This window comes from Candidatus Glassbacteria bacterium (assembly GCA_019456185.1).
In the GTDB taxonomy this organism is placed as follows: Bacteria; Gemmatimonadota; Glassbacteria; order GWA2-58-10; family GWA2-58-10; genus JAJRTS01.
In genome coordinates, this window is sequence record VRUH01000013.1 from 41251 (window position 1) to 57397 (window position 16147).

Annotated in this window: 17 protein-coding genes and 2 pseudogenes (2 of these 19 running past the window's edge); 6 read left to right on the top strand and 13 right to left on the bottom strand. The window is 56.9% G+C overall.

Annotation, left to right across the window (positions count from 1 at the left end; genetic code table 11):
• The 11 genes and pseudogenes from moaA to FVQ81_07080 form a co-directional block, all read right to left on the bottom strand.
• Positions 1-112 (bottom strand): annotated as a pseudogene (moaA, locus tag FVQ81_07030) (GTP 3',8-cyclase MoaA) (it extends 869 nt beyond the left edge of the window).
• Positions 113-209: 97 nt separating this feature from the next.
• Positions 210-1253 (bottom strand): MBL fold metallo-hydrolase, encoded by a 1044-nt coding sequence (locus tag FVQ81_07035; protein ID MBW7996308.1) that lies wholly within the window; start codon positions 1251-1253, stop codon positions 210-212.
• A gap of 185 nt (positions 1254-1438) precedes the next feature.
• Positions 1439-2101: a DUF2490 domain-containing protein gene (locus tag FVQ81_07040; protein ID MBW7996309.1), complete on the bottom strand. Its 663-nt coding sequence runs from the start codon at positions 2099-2101 to the stop codon at positions 1439-1441.
• Positions 2098-3240, bottom strand: coding sequence for a molybdenum ABC transporter ATP-binding protein (gene modC / locus FVQ81_07045; GenBank protein MBW7996310.1), 1143 nt, complete (start codon positions 3238-3240; stop codon positions 2098-2100). The genes FVQ81_07040 and modC overlap by 4 nt, the downstream gene beginning before the upstream one ends.
• A 2-nt stretch (positions 3241-3242) precedes the next feature.
• Entirely contained in the window at positions 3243-3935 is a 693-nt protein-coding gene (gene modB, locus FVQ81_07050; protein ID MBW7996311.1) for a molybdate ABC transporter permease subunit, read from the bottom strand.
• A gap of 34 nt (positions 3936-3969) precedes the next feature.
• A complete protein-coding gene (gene modA / locus FVQ81_07055; protein ID MBW7996312.1) occupies positions 3970-4767 on the bottom strand; it encodes a molybdate ABC transporter substrate-binding protein in 798 nt (265 codons plus the stop codon).
• A 181-nt stretch (positions 4768-4948) separates the two neighbouring features.
• Positions 4949-5764 carry a uridine kinase gene (locus FVQ81_07060; protein ID MBW7996313.1) on the bottom strand — a complete coding sequence of 272 codons (816 nt, stop codon included), beginning with the start codon at positions 5762-5764 and terminating at the stop codon, positions 4949-4951.
• 64 nt (positions 5765-5828) lie between these two features.
• The gene (locus tag FVQ81_07065; GenBank protein MBW7996314.1) at positions 5829-6767 is read right to left on the bottom strand and encodes a uridine kinase; all 939 of its coding nucleotides are present in this window, start codon (positions 6765-6767) and stop codon (positions 5829-5831) included.
• Positions 6768-6814: 47 nt separating this feature from the next.
• Positions 6815-7912, bottom strand: a complete 1098-nt coding sequence (locus tag FVQ81_07070; GenBank protein MBW7996315.1) for a hypothetical protein — start codon at positions 7910-7912, stop codon at positions 6815-6817.
• Positions 7913-8071: 159 nt separating this feature from the next.
• Positions 8072-8950: a uridine kinase gene (locus FVQ81_07075; protein MBW7996316.1), complete on the bottom strand. Its 879-nt coding sequence runs from the start codon at positions 8948-8950 to the stop codon at positions 8072-8074.
• A gap of 456 nt (positions 8951-9406) precedes the next feature.
• Positions 9407-9694, bottom strand: a complete 288-nt coding sequence (locus tag FVQ81_07080; GenBank protein MBW7996317.1) for a winged helix-turn-helix transcriptional regulator — start codon at positions 9692-9694, stop codon at positions 9407-9409.
• A 264-nt stretch (positions 9695-9958) separates the two neighbouring features.
• Here FVQ81_07080 and FVQ81_07085 point away from each other — a divergent pair, with 264 nt between their 5' ends.
• The 6 genes from FVQ81_07085 to FVQ81_07110 all read left to right on the top strand — a co-directional run bounded on the left by FVQ81_07085 (position 9959) and on the right by FVQ81_07110 (position 15352).
• Positions 9959-10885, top strand: coding sequence for a M23 family metallopeptidase (locus FVQ81_07085; GenBank protein MBW7996318.1), 927 nt, complete (start codon positions 9959-9961; stop codon positions 10883-10885).
• Positions 10886-11155 (top strand): hypothetical protein, encoded by a 270-nt coding sequence (locus FVQ81_07090; GenBank protein MBW7996319.1) that lies wholly within the window; start codon positions 10886-10888, stop codon positions 11153-11155. It begins immediately after the preceding gene.
• 128 nt (positions 11156-11283) lie between these two features.
• A complete protein-coding gene (locus FVQ81_07095; GenBank protein ID MBW7996320.1) occupies positions 11284-11988 on the top strand; it encodes a hypothetical protein in 705 nt (234 codons plus the stop codon).
• 40 nt (positions 11989-12028) lie between these two features.
• On the top strand, positions 12029-12808 hold the full coding sequence (locus FVQ81_07100; GenBank protein MBW7996321.1) for a hypothetical protein: 780 nt from the start codon (positions 12029-12031) through the stop codon (positions 12806-12808).
• 247 nt (positions 12809-13055) lie between these two features.
• Positions 13056-13757, top strand: coding sequence for a hypothetical protein (locus FVQ81_07105; GenBank protein MBW7996322.1), 702 nt, complete (start codon positions 13056-13058; stop codon positions 13755-13757).
• Between the two features lie 50 nt (positions 13758-13807).
• A complete protein-coding gene (locus FVQ81_07110) occupies positions 13808-15352 on the top strand; it encodes a hypothetical protein (GenBank protein MBW7996323.1) in 1545 nt (514 codons plus the stop codon).
• A gap of 16 nt (positions 15353-15368) precedes the next feature.
• On the opposite strand, the gene FVQ81_07115 is transcribed toward FVQ81_07110, so the two are convergent.
• Together FVQ81_07115 and FVQ81_07120 are read right to left on the bottom strand one after the other, a co-directional pair.
• The gene (locus tag FVQ81_07115) at positions 15369-16142 is read right to left on the bottom strand and encodes a hypothetical protein (protein ID MBW7996324.1); all 774 of its coding nucleotides are present in this window, start codon (positions 16140-16142) and stop codon (positions 15369-15371) included.
• Positions 16066-16147, bottom strand: a pseudogene (locus FVQ81_07120) (hypothetical protein); it runs 1022 nt beyond the window's last position. Before FVQ81_07120 ends, FVQ81_07115 begins: the two are co-directional and overlap by 77 nt.

Here is a 16147-nt window from a genome sequence, read left to right on the forward strand (position 1 = left end):
AGTCGGCTGCGCCGGACGGTTTGCAGTAGGTGCAGTTCAGGTTGCACCTGCTCGTCAGCGAAATCCGCAGGTAATCGTGGTCGCGGCCAAGGCTGTCGGTCAGCTTTGACATGGTTTCTTCCGCCAATTACAGCGCGCAAAACGTATAAGAGAACCTCTTTATAGTAAAACGGCTCTCGGGGCCCGGAAGTTTCCCCGTTCGTGCTGATTTATGGCCTGTACGAGTATTTCTCTCCCCAGGTCATCATCACGTACGGCCGGCTCAGGCCCTCCAGTTGACGGTAGCTTTTGGCGTAACTCTCCCTGTGGTCGACCGTGTGGCCCAGTTCGTTTTCGTGCCCGGTGACCACAACTTCGGGCGCAATGCTTTCAACCATGCGCCTGATATCCAGCGTCCAGCAGTTGGGCAGCAGGATATCGACATTCAGACTGTCGGGGAAATCCGCGATCCAGCCATCGAGATCCAGCCTGCTGTGCTGGTCGCCGGTGTGCATCACGCCTACGCCGTCGGCCATGACCAGGTAGACATTGTTGGGGATATCCCCCTGGTGTCCGGGGAATACCGTGAAGCTGATCTTTCCGGCGCGCTCGCTCCGGCCCCCGTCGATTCGGATAAGCTCGCCGTCTCCGGGAGGGTCATCGCTCCAGATTTCCGGGTGAACGACCACGATTTTCCTCCGCTGGAGCATCAGCGAGGCGAACTCACGGCTGGCATGGTCGCCGTGGCGATGGCTGATAAACAGAACCTCCAGTGCATCAGCCAGCCGGGCCATCAGGGGCTGGGTCATGGCGACCTCGCCGGCTCCGGGGAAGATGTCGAACCCGTAGCAGTGCCCCGCCGTCCTGACCACGAAACCGTGGTTGTACAGCTTCCAGATTTCCGCCCCCCCGGTCGGCGCCGGCCCCTCGATTCCGGCCAGGGCCCTGTCAAGCTGATATAGAAAGAAATCTGCGACCGCGGCAATGCCGGGAGCGTCGGCCAGGTGAAGCGGATCATCGAGCGCGGCCAGGGCCAGCCTGCGAACCGGCTCGCGGGCGGTGTCCGGCGGAAACTCGGCCAGGGCCTCAGCCACCCAGGCCAGCGAAGCCCTGATCCAGCGGTCGCGCATGGCAACCACGCCCGGCGGCAGCATCGGCCCGGCCTGCATCGCCTCGATCTCCGCCCGGCTGGGAGCGGCGCAGCGGTCGGCCGGTTCTCCGCAAGCGGTCAGGAGCAGCAGAACAAGAACCGGTAAAACAGCAGTGACACGCATCTTGAAAATCCGGGATAGTTGAAGTTTTAAACTCTGCAATGGTTTCCCGTGCAAGGCCTCAATCAAAGTTTATCAACGGCCGGGCTTTTTTGCAAAGATATTGTCGCCTGCCGGACCAGTGAAACAGGCCGCCCATGAATTTCGAGCGGCCCGATCATTACAGCTTCCGAATCAACTGACATGCTTCAAAACCTATACCTCAGACGGGTGCCCAGCACCGGATCATGGTCCCAGCGGCCGGTGGCGGGTAGTTTATCCGAACGGTACTGCAGGTAAACGGAAAAATCAACCGGGCGTTTCAAGCCAAACTTCACGCCCGTGCCCAGCCAGTTGACATTATAGCGGTCGCGTGCGCCCAGGGCGGAGAACTGAAGCCAGAAGTCGTTGTAGAGAAACCAGGCGCAGCGCAGTTCCCCGAGATAGAACCTGTGGGTCAGCCGCGGGCGAAGGCGGAGAAACTGCCAGCCCTCGCCGGTGAGTTTCGTCTGCACCCGGGTGCGGAGGTCGAACGTGGTGGTACCGTTGTGCGCGATCTTGAAAACAGGGTCGATGAAAATGTTGTACTGCCGGCGCCACTCATCGCCGTACTGCTGGGGCTTGATCCGGCCTAAAACCGTGATATTAATCCTGTCATTGAGCTTGAAATTCGGGCCGGCCTCGAAGCGGTACCAGTAGAAATCAGAGATACCGTCACGGAAACGGAGCTGCACGTCGCTCTTGAGCGAGAACCGGTCGCTGAATTTCAGCTGGATCCCGTATTCGCCCCAGTGCTCGGTATCTCCGGCCGATGCCGGAACCGCAGCCAGGAGCATGATATTTATTGCCAGCAGACAAAGTACCGCTTTCATGCCCCGGGCTCTCCATTGAGTCGTTCATCCTGCCCCTCGGCGCCCATCGCGACGGTCCGAATCGAGTTGGCCTTGATAATCACGTGCACATCTCCGCCGATCTCAAGACCCAGGTCGTTTACCGACTGGTCTGTCAGCAGGGACCTGATCCGCTGGCCCACGTCGACAGTCACGATGGTTTGCTCCTGAAAACGCTCGAACGACACAATCCTGCCCTGCCAGATATTGCGGCTGGAGAGCCTGGGCAGTTGCCCGACCGAGAGAATGATATCGTCGGCGCGGAAAGTGACAAAGCAATTCTGGCCGGGACTGTGGTTTTCAGCTCTGACAGTAATTTCCAGGTTTTCCGCCTGTACGCGGCTGAACCCGCCGCTGCTGTCAACGTCCACGATCCGGCCCTCCACGATATTCTCTATCGGGCCGACACTGACCACCTCGGCCGCCTCGGCAACCACGTCGTGCGGATGGCCCAGGGCGGTCACACGGGAGTGTTTGCGATGGTCGCTGTCCTCTTCGACACTCAGCAGGGCCACGGTGTCGCAGATCGCGCTGATATCGGCAAAGCTGTGGCTGACATAAACCATCGGAATCGACAGCTCGCTTTTCAGGCGCAGCAGGTAGGCCATAATCCGGTCGCGCAGCCTGGCGTCCAGGCCGGTCAACGGTTCGTCGAGCAGCAGCAGGTTCGGGCTGGCCAGCAAGGCGCGCCCCAAGGCGACCCTGCGCCTCTCGCCGCCGCTGAGCGCCGACACTCCGCGGTCGAGCAGTCTGCCCAGGTCAAGCAGGCTGTAAATATCCTCGGGGCTTTGTCGCCGCTGGCCGGGGTTGATCCGCTCGTAGCCGAACAATAAATTTTTGCGGACACTCAGATGCGGAAACAGTAAATTGTCCTGGAACACCACTCCCAGCCGTCTGCGCTCGATAGGCACGTTGATCCCGGCTTCCGCGTTGAAAAGATCGGTGGTTCCCTCGACCCTGATCCGGCCCTCGCTGGGATGGATTATCCCCATCAGCGCCAGCAGCAGCGTTGTTTTGCCCGCTCCCGAGGGGCCGATCAGGCCGGTGACGTGGTGACGGCTCGCCAGGGAAACCTCGAGATCGAACACGCCGCGGGTCAGTTTGAAATCAAGCTCGATCATGCCTAGCTGCCCTGTCCGGAGTTAAACCGCTTGGTCCCCGCCCGCGCGATCAGCGCCTCGCTGGCCATCAGGGCCAGGGCGCTCAACGCCAGCGAGATTATGACCAGGCGGATTACTTCGGCCTCGTGGCCGGGAGTCTGATGGTGGTGGAAAATTTCGAGGGGGATCGTACGGTTGCCCTGGGTGCCCGCGCTCACCATCGCGGTGGCGCCGAACTCGCCCAGCGCCCTGGCGAAACAGAGCACTCCGCCGGCGACAATTCCCGGCCAGGAGAGCGGCAGGGTGACCGTGAAAAAGGTGCGCAGCGGGGAGCAGCCCAGGGTACGGGCCGCCGATTCCAGCCGCGGGTCGACATTTTCCAGGGCGTTGCGGACCGTGCGGACCAGCAGCGGGAAACCCATTACCCCGGCGGCGATCGCCATCCCGGTCCAGGTGAACAACACCCTGATGCCGAACTGGTTCAGAATTCCGCCAATCAGGCTCTGGGGGCTGAACGCTTTGATCAGGAAGAAACCGGTGACCACGGGAGGGATAACCAGCGGCAGGAAGACCACCATTTCGACTATCGACTTGCCGTGGAAATCACGGCGGGCCAGCAGCCAGGCCAGGGCTACGCCGGGTGCGATACACAGAACCACCGCAAGAATACCCATGTATATCGACAGCCAGATGGCCGAGAGTTCAGCACCGTACATGCTCCTTCAGCTCTCCCCTGAATGTCAGCAACGGTCAGGGCTGCCTGAAACCGTGCTTTTCAAGTATGCCGTAAAATTGAGCGCTGCCCAGAAATTGCAGAAAGGCCAACGCATCCTGCCTTGATTCCGTGTTCGAGACAAGTCCCGCGTGGTAGGTAACAGGCTTGTGTGACTCGTCGGGAAACGTGAACGCGGTTGTCACTTTTTCGCTGCGAATTGCATCGGTACTGTAAACAATACCGCCGGTGACACCACCCTGTTCCACATATGACAGCGCGGTGCTGACATTGAAAGTCAGCACCAGCTTTTCCCCGACAGTCAGCCCCTCCCACAGCCCGTAATGTTCAAGCGCTTCTTTGGCATAGCGGCCGGCGGGGACATGCTCCGGGTCCCCCATGCTGATCCGCTCCGCACCGGCAAGGTCCGCGGGCGAGGTCAATCCGGACGGGAGTTCAGCCGGCTCCACGAATACCAGCGTGTTGCACGCGAACATCACGCTGCGGCCGTTTTCAAGCAACCCTTGTTCCGCGGCGTATTCGATCCAGTGCTCATTGGCCGAGACAAAGATATCGGTAGGCGAACCCGCCTCGATCTTCCTGGCCAGCGATCCCGACGAAGCGAATTCGAATCCCACCTCGACTCCGCTTTGGGTGGTAAAAGAATCCGCGGCCTCGGTCAGCAAGTCGGTAGTGCTGGCGGCGGCGTAAACCACGATTTCCCGACGGCCGTCACTTTTACCGCCGCCGCCGCAGGCAAGGAGTCCGATCAGCGCAAGGCAGGCCATTGCCGCCGCCGCCGCAGTTGCATCTCTTCTCTTCGCGCCAGATCGCATCGCGCCCCCGAGCTCCAAAACCGTTTCAACTCACTCTGAGAATCTTTGCGCATACTCGGCCTGTATAATATGCCGATCCCGGTAACCGTCAAGGAAAAAGAAGCTGAAAAAATTAGCGGCGGCCAGTCAGTCTCCTCTAAAATCAACCTGGCCTGCCGAGTTCGGGTAAGACTCTCTTAAGTTACCCTTTGTAAATCCTGGTGCCCGTGTGCTTCCCGTTCAGCGCCTTTGTAATATTACCGGGCTTGAGACCATTGATAATCTCGAGATACTTGACATTTTTGCTGCGCTGGAGATAGTCGAGCACCACCCGTTCGACAACCAGGTCGTCGAGGTCCAGCGCCCACAGCTCGCTGACAGTGATCTCGGGGATGAACTCCGCCTTGGGGTCTTTCTTGGGGTCGTTGGTGTAGAGCCCGTCCTCGTCCTTGATATACAGCACACTCTCGGCACCCAGGAACTCGGCGGTCAGGAACACGCCGGTGTCGGTACGGTTGTCTGGAATCGAACCTTTTTGGGGAATCTCTTCCCAGTAGGTGAACGGCGGCATGCCGACCATGATCGGGATACATCCCAGCTTGAAAAACAGGGGCAGCATCTCGAACTGCTCGGTGGAAATATGGATTCCGCCGTGCTTGGCCAGCAGCATCTGCAGGATACGCGCGTTCTGCAGGGCGATCGACCCCCCCAGCGCAGCCAGGAAACCGGGCGGCAGCTCGAGATCGATTGCGATCTCATAGGCGTGGCGCGCGCGCGTGCCGCCGCCGGAGCAGATCATGATCTTCTTGCGCTTGTGATTGGCCACGATCTCGTTGAGGATCGGGAACAGCGCCTTGCGGCCGCGGTCCATCACGCTCTGGCCGCCAATCTTCATCAGTTTAACGCCCGGGATAATCCTGATCGGCTGGCCGCTGGTAGCCTCCAGCAGCTTCTTGTCGCTCAGCGATTCGTGCTCGAACCTGGTCCAGATATCCCTGGCCGCATCCTTCTTGCTCATTCAGCCTCCAAAATGACCTGTATGATTAAAGTTACACATTATTGCCTAAAGTGATAGTTTACATCTATTCCTTAGCCGCGATCTTCTTTTTACCCGCTTTGACGGGGGCAGTTTTTTTCTTTGCGCCCTTGCCGCTGCCGCCTGGAACAGCGGGGACGCTTACCGAAGCCCTGGACTCGTCCTTGAATATCACCGTGCCCACCTGCCGGCCGTTGAGCGCCTTGGTAAGATTTCCGTGCTTGAGACCGTTGATGATGTAGATTTTCTTGCTCAGACGGCTGCGGACCATCACTTCCAGCACACTGCGCTCGATAATCAGCTCGTTGAGGTCCATCTCCAGCAGCTTCTGCACGCTGATCTTTTTGATAAGCTCGGCATCCGGATTCTTGCGCGGGTCCTCGGTGAACAGCCCGTCCTGGTCCTTAATGTAGATCATCGACTTGGTGCCAAGGACTTCGCTGACCATGTAAATGCCGAAATCGGGGCCGTAGTCCGGGATATTGCCGAACTTCGGCGGTTTTTCCCAGTACATGTGCGGCGGCATCGGGACCATGATCGGGATCATGCCAGCGTGGATGTACATCGAAAGTTCCTCGAAATGGTCGCGGGTCATCCTGATCCCGCCGTGCTTGGCCAGCAGCGCGTAGAGAATCCGCGCGTTCTGCTCCTCGATTCCGGCCACCAGCATGCTCAAGCCGCCGGGAGGCAGGCCGAAATCCAGTCCCACCGCATAGGAATGGCGCACGCGGATTCCGCCGCTGACCGACAGGATCATCCCGTGCTTGCCCTTGTTCTCGACAATCTCCTCGATCAGCGGGTAGACTGCTTTCCTGCCTCTGTCGATGATGCTCTTGCCGCCGACCATGATCACGTTCTGATCGGGCAGCACGGCCACCTGTTTCCTCGAATCGGTGGAAGCGATAACTCCCTTGTCGAGCAGGGACTCGCGCATGAACCTGCTGCTGATATGAGTCCTGCTGAACCCTCTCTTATGTGCCGGCATACAACTCCCCTCCGTAACGGCAGCCCGGTTCGCACCCGGTGCGGAAATCAGGCGCCATCTGTCTTGATGTGACTTACCAGGTATTTAGATACAGGTGCCGAGAGCACCCCGAACAGGCACTGGGACACGATAAAAGGACTTAACGCCAAATAAAACTCGGCCGGCATCCTGAAGAGCAGTGAGAGAATCAGCACCGCCGAGACACGGGCGACACCCGCCACCAGTCCGCTGACCGCGTACAATACAATCGAGCGCGACCCGCCCGAGAGTTTCACCAGCATGTCAATCGCCAGACCGGGCAGAACGTGCTGTAAGATGCCAAATACGCCGAAGCGGCCGAAACCGGCCAGGAAATTTAACGCTCCGCTGACGGCGCCGATATTGGTGGCGGCGAATCTTGTCCTCGTCAATGTCGAGGCCGCGATAAAACAGGGGAAAATCACCAGGTTTTTGTGACCGGGAGCCAGCGGCAGGCCCGGCACAATTTTGATAAACCTAATGCCGACAACCACGATTGTCAATCCGAAGATCAGCGCAAGATCGCTATCAGCAAACGTTTTCCGGGCGGAGGCCAGCCTGTTGTCGACCAGTTCAGCAACTACCGAAAGGTCGCCTTTCAGCAGCCGCTTAACGACAATCGTTTTACCGCCTTTATCGTTGCCGCCGTCCTCGTCACGGCTCTTTTTCCCGCCTCCGAGTCCTCCCCTGCCCTCGAAATATCCCAGCGTGGATTCGAACAACTGCGCCAGATTGCCTCCCATCCCCAGGCCCTTCAGGCCACCGACAAACTGCTCGCGGCCGATACCGTGGCGGACAACCGTGCTTGCCGCCAGGATAGTGAGCAGCCTGACGCACATCGCCGCGCCCTCGATCGCTCCGGCGGTACTGACATCCAGGTCCCAGCCGCCGAGGCGCAGGAGGGTGAAATTCTTATCGGCCGTAAACAGGGCGTAAAACACCAGGATCATCGCCATGAACCCGGCGCTTTTGCGCAGGTTGCGCAGCTCAGCGGCCGGTACTCCCGCCAGGACCCACAGCAGCGCCTGAAAACCGAGCAACGCCAATGCGACCCGCTGATCGAAGATGAACACGACTGTCGAAACGGTCAGCAGGTAGATAATCTTGAGCCGGGGCGATACGCTCACTGTACGGTCCAGCCGCCGCAGCCGACGGTATCTGTGATTACCGGTGCCTCGAACCGAAACCGCCGCAGCACGTATGACCGATGTGCCGCGGCGGATTTTTATCAACAAAACCGAGTGCTCTCGTAAAAATTGCGGTGCGAAAAAGTACGGGAATCTCGTTCACGATGCTTTTTGCCTTGCCCCGGTTTCGTCCTTGTAGATCACTGTCCCCACGTTCTCTCCCGCCAGCGCCTTCTCGATATTCCCTTTTTCCAGGCCGTTGACCAGGTACAGCTCCTTGGCGCTGTGCGCCCTGCACATGTTGTAGAGCACGGTACGGTGAACCGGGAGGTCATCGAGATCCATCTCCAGCAGTTCCTGGGCGCTGATCCGGGGAATGAATTCCGCCTTCCCGGGGTGCTTTTTCGGATCTTTGGTATAGAGACCTTTGACATCCTTGGCGAACACGAGCCGCCTCAGGCCAAGCAGCTCGGCAGTAATGTACATCCCGAAATCCGATCCGTATTCCGGGATGTTGCCGATCCTGCTCGGTTTTTCCCAGAAATGGTACGGGGGCGTGGCGATCGAGATCGGAATCATGTCGGAATAGACATACAGCGGAAGCTTATCGAAATGCTCGCGGGCCATCCACATCCCGCCGTGTTTGGCCAGCAGGGCGTAGAGCATGCGCGCGTACTGGCCCTCGACCGCACCGGCCAGCATCGCCAGCCCGCCGATCGGCAGGCCGAAATCAATCCCCTGGTACCAGGTGTGACGGTTGCGCACGCCGCCGCTGACGCCGAGTATCATCCGGTAGCCGAGCTGCTCGCGGCAGCGGATTATTTCGTCCACAACCTGCAGAATCGCCTCGCGTCCGCGGTCCATGATACTCCTGCCGCCGATAAACACCAGGTCCACATCGGGCAGCACGGCAATCTCCGAGCCGGTCCACATGTGTTCCTCGTACAGGTGCTTACCCATCAGTGATTCGCGCGTAAAACGGCTCTGCATGTGCGCGCGCTTGCTTTCCGGCTCTTTTCTCTCGTGCTTTTTCGCCATCAACCATTCCTCTCATCCCGCCTGAATAAAGCCGCTGGCGGGGAATAAAAACCTCCTGCGGCCCTAAGTTCGATTTTGCGAACCTCTGGCAATCTCACGTTAAGCTAATAAGGTTCAGGGGTGTTGTCAATCAGAAGAACCGGAATGATTCGGCGGGCCTGTTCAGGCTATCCACTTATGTCCGATATTGCGTAGACTGACCAGAAACAGCGCCAGGCAGAGCAGGGAGAGCAGGGAGAGCATCGGGAAATCAGGCCACAGCGGCAGCCGGCCGGGGTCAGGACCTCCCGCCCGGATTCAGTCCTCAGCGGTGGTGCAGCGATGGGATTCGTCGTCTCCGTGACACTCCCTGATTTGTTCTTCGCTGCATTTCCCGGGAGTCTCGCGGAGATTCTCGGGATAGATACATTCACCGTTGCTGTTGTGCATCACTTCCCCCGTTGCAAGGATTCAGGTTTAACTGTCATCGCCGAGCTGCAACAGTACATTCACTTGCCGCTGCCACACCTCAAGCGTTTCATGGTTCACTTGGTAGTGGACGGAATTGCCGCGTTTGTCAGTTGTAAGAAGGTCGGCGTCGCGGAGCACGCGCAGATGCTGGCTGACCGCGGCCGGAGTTATCTCCAGTCGGGCCGCCAGGGCATTGACACAGAGAGTGCGTTCCTTGAGCAGCTGAATTATTTTCACTCTGCTGACGACGGACAGCGCTTTAAAAATTCTGGCCAGTTTACCGGCACTTTGCATTAACCGCCCCTATTTAAGTATCTGCGCAGACAATACTGCATTTTTCACGAAAAGTCAATTAATATTAAAAAACTCTTCAGTTTATATCCTGTACCAGTGTTTTCTAAGTAATTTTGATCTGATAAACGCAAAAAAAGCCGAATCAGGCATAAAAACGATTCAAAGGCTTGAAATCATCCGCCAAATGTGTATACTCGTTAGAGCTTTATCTCTAGCACCGAAGTATTCTGGTTCCCTCTCCAGTGATCAGGACGAAGGATAGCTATGTTTTCCAGAGCCTGGACAATTCTTCTCTGCTCACACAACGGACGCCGTCGCGGTCAAGTTCACCTGACATTCCCGGGGCTTTGTATCTTGCTACTGCTTGCAGCTGCGATGCTTTATTTCCCCGGCAGGGCTGTGGTGGCGGCGCTGTACAAGGCCAGAAACATTCACGCTCTGGCCAGGCTGGAGGAACAGAACAGACAGCTCAGGGCGGAAGTGGTAAAGATCGACTGGGAAATTGCATTGCTGGCTGAGCGGTTTGACTCCATGCAGGACGAGAACCAGATTTACCGTCAGATTGCAGGGCTCGACGAACTGGAACAGGAAGTGCTCGAAGTGGGTATCGGTGGTGTAACTCTGGATTTCGACGACGACCTGATGGAATTCGACAGCAGGCTGGCTCGCAGAATAAGCCGTCAGGATTTGACCGTCGATGAACTGCTCCGGCGGGCTGGTCTTGCGCGGCAAAGCATTCAGGATTCCTATACGAGGGTCAGTGAAGTTTCCCGCCGCTGGAGCCACCTGCCGTCGATCACTCCCACCTCCGGATACATCTCCAGTACTTTCGGGCGCAGGATACATCCGCTGTTTCGTCAGATGCATTACCATACCGGACTCGATTTTTCGACTTCATCCGGTGAGCCGATTTTCGCTCCCGCCGACGGGAAAGTTGTGCACAGCGCCAAAAGCCAGGGACTGGGCCTGACGATAGTGCTGGATCACGATTTCGGCATCAAGACCATTTACGGCCATTGTTCCCGGCTGACTGTCAAGTCCGGCCAGGAAGTGCACCGCGGAGACGTCATCGGTTTCGTCGGCCGCAGCGGGATTACCACCGGGCCGCACCTGCATTACGAAGTCCATGTCAACGGCCGGCCCAAGAATCCGTTCCCTTACCTTCTGGACCTGTTCCCAGAACGCCTCTGAATGATGCTGGACTGGTTGATTATCGGAGGCGGGGGATCCCCGCGCGGCACCCATCTGTCACTGGTCCTCCTTGAACGCCTGGGCGTCAAACGGCACGCCCTCAGGGTCCTCGATCCGCACGAGCAGCCTCTTGCCCGCTGGCCGAACTGGAACTCGGTCCTGTCGCCCGAAATATTTCCGGTACCCGTCACGCCGGCCAGAGGTTATTCAGCTTCCTCCGCAATTGAAATTATTCTGTTTTATTTGATAACAGCCCGCTTATCATTGTAACTTTCATCTAGCTGAGAAAAAATCTGCGTTCAGGATACCATTTTATGCTGGCTTACATTTGCACCTGGAGAAAAATTATCCTGTCAGGAGTGAAGTTCGGAACCAACCGGTCCAAGGAATCGCGTTCCATGCGACTGCCCGCAATTCTTATCGCTACGCTTGCACTGTTCAGCCCGGCGCTGCAGTCTCTTGAGGCGGGAGTTGATTTGTCCGCCGGTTTTTCGATAGGATGGCCCACGGGACAGATCAATGACTATGCGTTCGGCGCGGTGGGCGTGGGCGGAACCGGCCGTTTCGGCGTGGATCTCGGCGACAACCTGGCCCTGTTCGGACAGTTCAGCTATATCGACCTCGGTCTGGAGCAGGGCTTCATTCCCCGTGACATAACCAATTCCACGCTGGCGCTCGACGTAGCCACCGATTTCTATTTCATGCACATCGGCCCCGGTTTCACTTTCAAGAAAAAAAGAGGCAACCTTCGCCCCTACCTCGACCTGTTCGGTGGAGTGACCGTTCACTCAACCCTCAGCAGGGTTTCCAGCCGCAACATCCAGCCCGCTCTCGTCGAATACAGTAAAACGGAGGGCACAACCTGGCACGCGGGTCTCGATATCGGTCTCAAAATGATGATCTGGACTCACTTGCATCCGCGTGGCGAACAGTTTATTGAGGACATTTTTCTGGATCTGCGGCTGGGTTATCTTACCGGCGGCAATATCGAGGTGCTGGACTGGCGGCAGACCAGATTTTTCGCCGGTGAACTCCATTTGAAAAACCTTGGATCGAGAACCGATATGCTGCTGGCCACTATCGGGATAAGTATCGCCTTTTAGCCGTCCAGGCGTCTGGCATCGCAAACTGGCGGGAGCGGTGATGATTAGCAAAACCTCCGGTTTAAAAAGATCGTCAATGATTGCGGGACTGTTTATCGCAGTCGCGGCCATGGTTATCATCAGCTGCCACTCGCTGCCTCCGCTGGCTCCGGTGTCAGCCAACCAGAAAATCAGTTTCAACCCAACGGTCGTAACCTGGCAGGAAGCTCAATCCAGGAGTCCCCTCCTCGGCGACTGGTACCGTAACGGTGAACTCAGTCTGATTATCGCCGCCGATTCGCTGAACGTGGAGGGAACGCGGGTGACGAGCTGGATGCTGGACAATTACGAATCCTTTTACAGGGTGACCTATGAAGTCGAGATCGGTTACGTTTCATTATATCTTAACCTGATATCCGACGATTCGCTGGCAATGGCCTATACCGACGGGCAGGCGGCGACTGCGGCGGAAGCGCATCTGCTCGAACTGATCAACTTATGGTACGTGCTGACATCCTCGATCCTCTGGATACCGACCGGAGTGCCGGGTGAGTTGTTCGGGTACTGGCATGTCGACGATAACGTCATGGAGCTGCATATCACCAGCCAGCAAGTCACGATCAGCGGAGTTGAGTGGGATATAGAGAGCGTGGAAACCAACTACAATGTTGACCGCATCCTGCTTGCCCGCGGCGACACACACATGGCCCTCTACTTCAGAAACCTGCAGATAACGACGGTCGAAATGCTGTTGAGCCAAACCACGGCCGATATCCAGGACCGCTACGGTCAGATCGAGGGCGACTGGAGGCTGCTGACTAAGTGGCAGCAGATTTATTGACAAAGAAATTGACGCCGCAGATCAGCAGAAAATGAAACATTTTTTTCATTCTGTTGTATTTATCTTATAAGCCAACTTCCGACAAAGCATGCGGCAGGTACTACAGCCTTTTCCCAATTAATTCAGGAAATGCATCGGCTCCGTCTAAATGGCAGTTGATGAGTAGCGCCACCAATAACAGCAAACAAGTTATCAGACCACAACTGCGTATTCCGGAAATCTCACCCGTGTCTGGAGACTGCCCGCCATGCGCCATGCGTTCAGCAAGCTTCTCCCGCTCGCGATTCTTCTGATCTCTTTCGGTCAGCTCCAGGCTAAGCTGGATGTTACCGCCGACGCCACTCTCGGCTGGCCCACCGGTAAACTCAGTGACTACTCGTATGGAGCCATCGGGATCGGAGGCACTGTCAGGGCGGCGGTAAAGCTCAACAGCTATGCCAAAGTTTTCGTGCAGGGACGCTGTCTCGATCTGGGACTGGATACAGGCTTTACACCCAGGGACAATTACTATTCTGATTCCAACCTGGATATTGTAAGCGATTCCTACATGATCAGTGTGAATCCCGGTATCTCGCTGGGGAAAAACTTCGGCGGCGTTATCCCCTATATCAGTTTGATGGGCGGGTTGACATATTACGCCTCGCTCAGCAGGATCAGCAGCCGGGAGATCGCAAGTTTGACCATGTTGATGGAAACCAAAGGCACCACCTGGCAGGCCGGGGGCGGTTTCGGTGCCAAAATCCTGCTCTGGGCGCCGGACGACCTCGGGCAGGCGCGGCTGGTGGACTCGGTTTATTTCGATTTCCGCTTCGAATATTTCATCGGTGGAGACGTGGAGTACCTGGACATTCGCAGCGTAAGGTTTTCATTCAACAAATTGCAGTACGACAACGCAATCTACGGAAGCGAGATGCTGACGGTCAATATCGGCATGGCTGTCAGATTTTAACCATCCACTCCTGCCACCTTCCTGGCGCGGGATGATCGGCGGAGGCTCTCGTGGACAATGAACTGGCTGCAACAGGGCGATGGCGTCCGAACCTTTTCCTTCCCCTGTTCTCCGTGTGTGTAATTATTCTCGGTGCATGCAATTCCCTGCCGCCGGTTGCACCCGTGGATGACGACAGCGAGTATTTCGACCCGAGGTATCTTACCTGGCAACCTGCAACAGAAACTTCCCCGTTGAACGGCGACTGGTTCCGGGACGGAGAATTGTATCTGGAGTTCGGCCGGGATTCTCTCTACATCGGCAGCAGTACACCTGCTTCGTGGGCCGTGGATGAATCAGGGGCCTATTACCGGCTGACCTATCAGCTCGGGTCTCGGTATTACACCATCTATCTCGCTCGGATTTCTCCCGACTCTCTTCGAATCCTGTATTCCGACAGACCTGTCGATAATCCCGCACTTGTAGACTCCATCCCTGCCTCCGGCGACTGGCTGGTGCTGACAAACAGAATATTTTGGCAGTCCCGCACGTTACCCTCGGAGATGCTGGGCAACTGGCATGTGAGTAATGGAGTCATGGAAGTTACAATCGGGCAGGACCAGGTGGTACTTGACAGCGCTGCCTGGTCGCTGGATTCGGTACAGTCCAATCGCGGGGCCGACAAGCTGGTGTTGAGCAGGAAAGATTCGACAATTGCGCTCTATTACCGGTACGCAACTCCACTGACAATGCAGCTGCTGCCAGCCGGTTCAACCGAGAATATCCAGGACCGCAACGGATACGTACTCGGAAATTGGCGGTTTCTGAAGAAATGGTATGATATCCTGGAGGTTTTCAATTGGCGCGACGGTGCCCGGTTCGAATATAATTATGAGTTTACCTCACTTGTCTCCGAGGTATCAGCTGCCACGGTGGTCGAATGGGGCATTACCACCCGGGACAGCCTTGAAGTGACACGCACGATGACCGGGAAAATGAACGTCGCTGTCAGCGGGGAAATCTCGGGTAACGAACAAGGAGCATTGTATATTAACGTTCAATTCGATATTAGCGAAGACAGAGGGAGATACTTTTATTCACAGGTTACGTATTCTAACTTTGTCGGCCGCAGAGTCGATCGGCTTGCGGACTCATCCTGGGCAGGGCCGCGTGATATTGCCGAGACGAACTACTCGGTCATCATGGTAAACGATACGCTGTGGAGCGTAACCGATACCGGCAGGGAATTTATCTCTCCGCGGACAGTTGACCTCTATTCCCTGTTCAGCCTGCATATGTTCGTCTACCCGTTCGACCCGCCTTTGCAGCATTTTCCCGACTCAATGGGTCTTGTCGGCCCGCTGAAGATCCCCACGGAGCCGCTGCCGGTACCAATCACTTTTTCGCTCGATGGAGCGGGGTTGGTCCTCCACCCCCAATCCCCTCGTTATGGAGAAAAGCACTCTTATTCCACGTTGACTGCAAACAGGGGTCTGGAGAACGTACACTACTATCTCAAAAAATATAACGGACGAGATTTTTTGCCCTTTTTCCCCCCTTCAGGTGAAAACCCTTATCATCGTGAATTTAAATTCAAATGTAGCCTGGACAATTAAAGCCTCTGATAAACCGCTAGTTCGCCGAAACTTCCAGCATAAACTCTCCGTTGTCCGTGGCCGGGTTATCGATTCTTACCGACAGCAGATATATCTTGTAGTATGGTTCCCAGCGCTGCGGCGGGTGTTCTCCCCCGTACCAGCGCAGGGGGTACACTCCCTGACGCAGAACCGCGGGTAATCCTGCCGGCAGGCTCAAGCGCACCCTGGTACCCATTGTCGGGCTGATCAGCTCGATACTTTCTTCCACCCCGGTTAATTCGGAGTCCTCGTACGGCTTACCGTCCACCAGGATCGAACCGTCGTAGAACGAGATCAGCGGCAGCTGCACGAACAGCTTGCGTGTGTTGAACAGGTCGTGGCTGTATTCGATTTTCAAGCGGCTGTCGTCCAGCGGCACCACCGTAAAACCGACATCGCCCTGGGCGAACGAGGCGGTCAGCTTCTGACGGTCCACCGTGATCTCGTCGCGGGTATCGCGCGGGATATAGACAGCCCGCTTATCGTGCCAGCTCTCCCCGCTGATTATCCTGCCCCACTCGACATCCACTCCGGCGTGGCCGGTGACCACGTGAAAATTAGCCAGCGGGATATCGATCTCGCGCAGGTTGTGGCCGCCGCCGATAATCAAGCCCGCGTCCTTGTGCCATACGTCCAGCCGGCTCTGGCGCTCCAGCCTGTAAATACTCTGCACCTGGCGCGGGATATCCGAGTCAATAGCGCTCATAGCCACCATCCAGCCGTGATTGCGCGCCACTCCCCCGTCGAACGTTTCCCCCTCTTCCACCATCAGGT

Coding starts and splice junctions, on each gene's coding strand:
- FVQ81_07035 (MBW7996308.1), bottom strand. CDS start 1,253: ATGCGTGTCACTGCTGTTTTACCGGTTCTTGTTCTGCTGCTCCTGACC.
- FVQ81_07040 (MBW7996309.1), bottom strand. CDS start 2,101: ATGAAAGCGGTACTTTGTCTGCTGGCAATAAATATCATGCTCCTGGCT.
- modC (MBW7996310.1), bottom strand. CDS start 3,240: ATGATCGAGCTTGATTTCAAACTGACCCGCGGCGTGTTCGATCTCGAG.
- modB (MBW7996311.1), bottom strand. CDS start 3,935: ATGTACGGTGCTGAACTCTCGGCCATCTGGCTGTCGATATACATGGGT.
- modA (MBW7996312.1), bottom strand. CDS start 4,767: ATGCGATCTGGCGCGAAGAGAAGAGATGCAACTGCGGCGGCGGCGGCA.
- FVQ81_07060 (MBW7996313.1), bottom strand. CDS start 5,764: ATGAGCAAGAAGGATGCGGCCAGGGATATCTGGACCAGGTTCGAGCAC.
- FVQ81_07065 (MBW7996314.1), bottom strand. CDS start 6,767: ATGCCGGCACATAAGAGAGGGTTCAGCAGGACTCATATCAGCAGCAGG.
- FVQ81_07075 (MBW7996316.1), bottom strand. CDS start 8,950: ATGGCGAAAAAGCACGAGAGAAAAGAGCCGGAAAGCAAGCGCGCGCAC.
- FVQ81_07080 (MBW7996317.1), bottom strand. CDS start 9,694: ATGCAAAGTGCCGGTAAACTGGCCAGAATTTTTAAAGCGCTGTCCGTC.
- FVQ81_07085 (MBW7996318.1), top strand. CDS start 9,959: ATGTTTTCCAGAGCCTGGACAATTCTTCTCTGCTCACACAACGGACGC.
- FVQ81_07090 (MBW7996319.1), top strand. CDS start 10,886: ATGATGCTGGACTGGTTGATTATCGGAGGCGGGGGATCCCCGCGCGGC.
- FVQ81_07095 (MBW7996320.1), top strand. CDS start 11,284: ATGCGACTGCCCGCAATTCTTATCGCTACGCTTGCACTGTTCAGCCCG.
- FVQ81_07100 (MBW7996321.1), top strand. CDS start 12,029: ATGATTAGCAAAACCTCCGGTTTAAAAAGATCGTCAATGATTGCGGGA.
- FVQ81_07105 (MBW7996322.1), top strand. CDS start 13,056: ATGCGCCATGCGTTCAGCAAGCTTCTCCCGCTCGCGATTCTTCTGATC.
- FVQ81_07115 (MBW7996324.1), bottom strand. CDS start 16,142: ATGGTGGAAGAGGGGGAAACGTTCGACGGGGGAGTGGCGCGCAATCAC.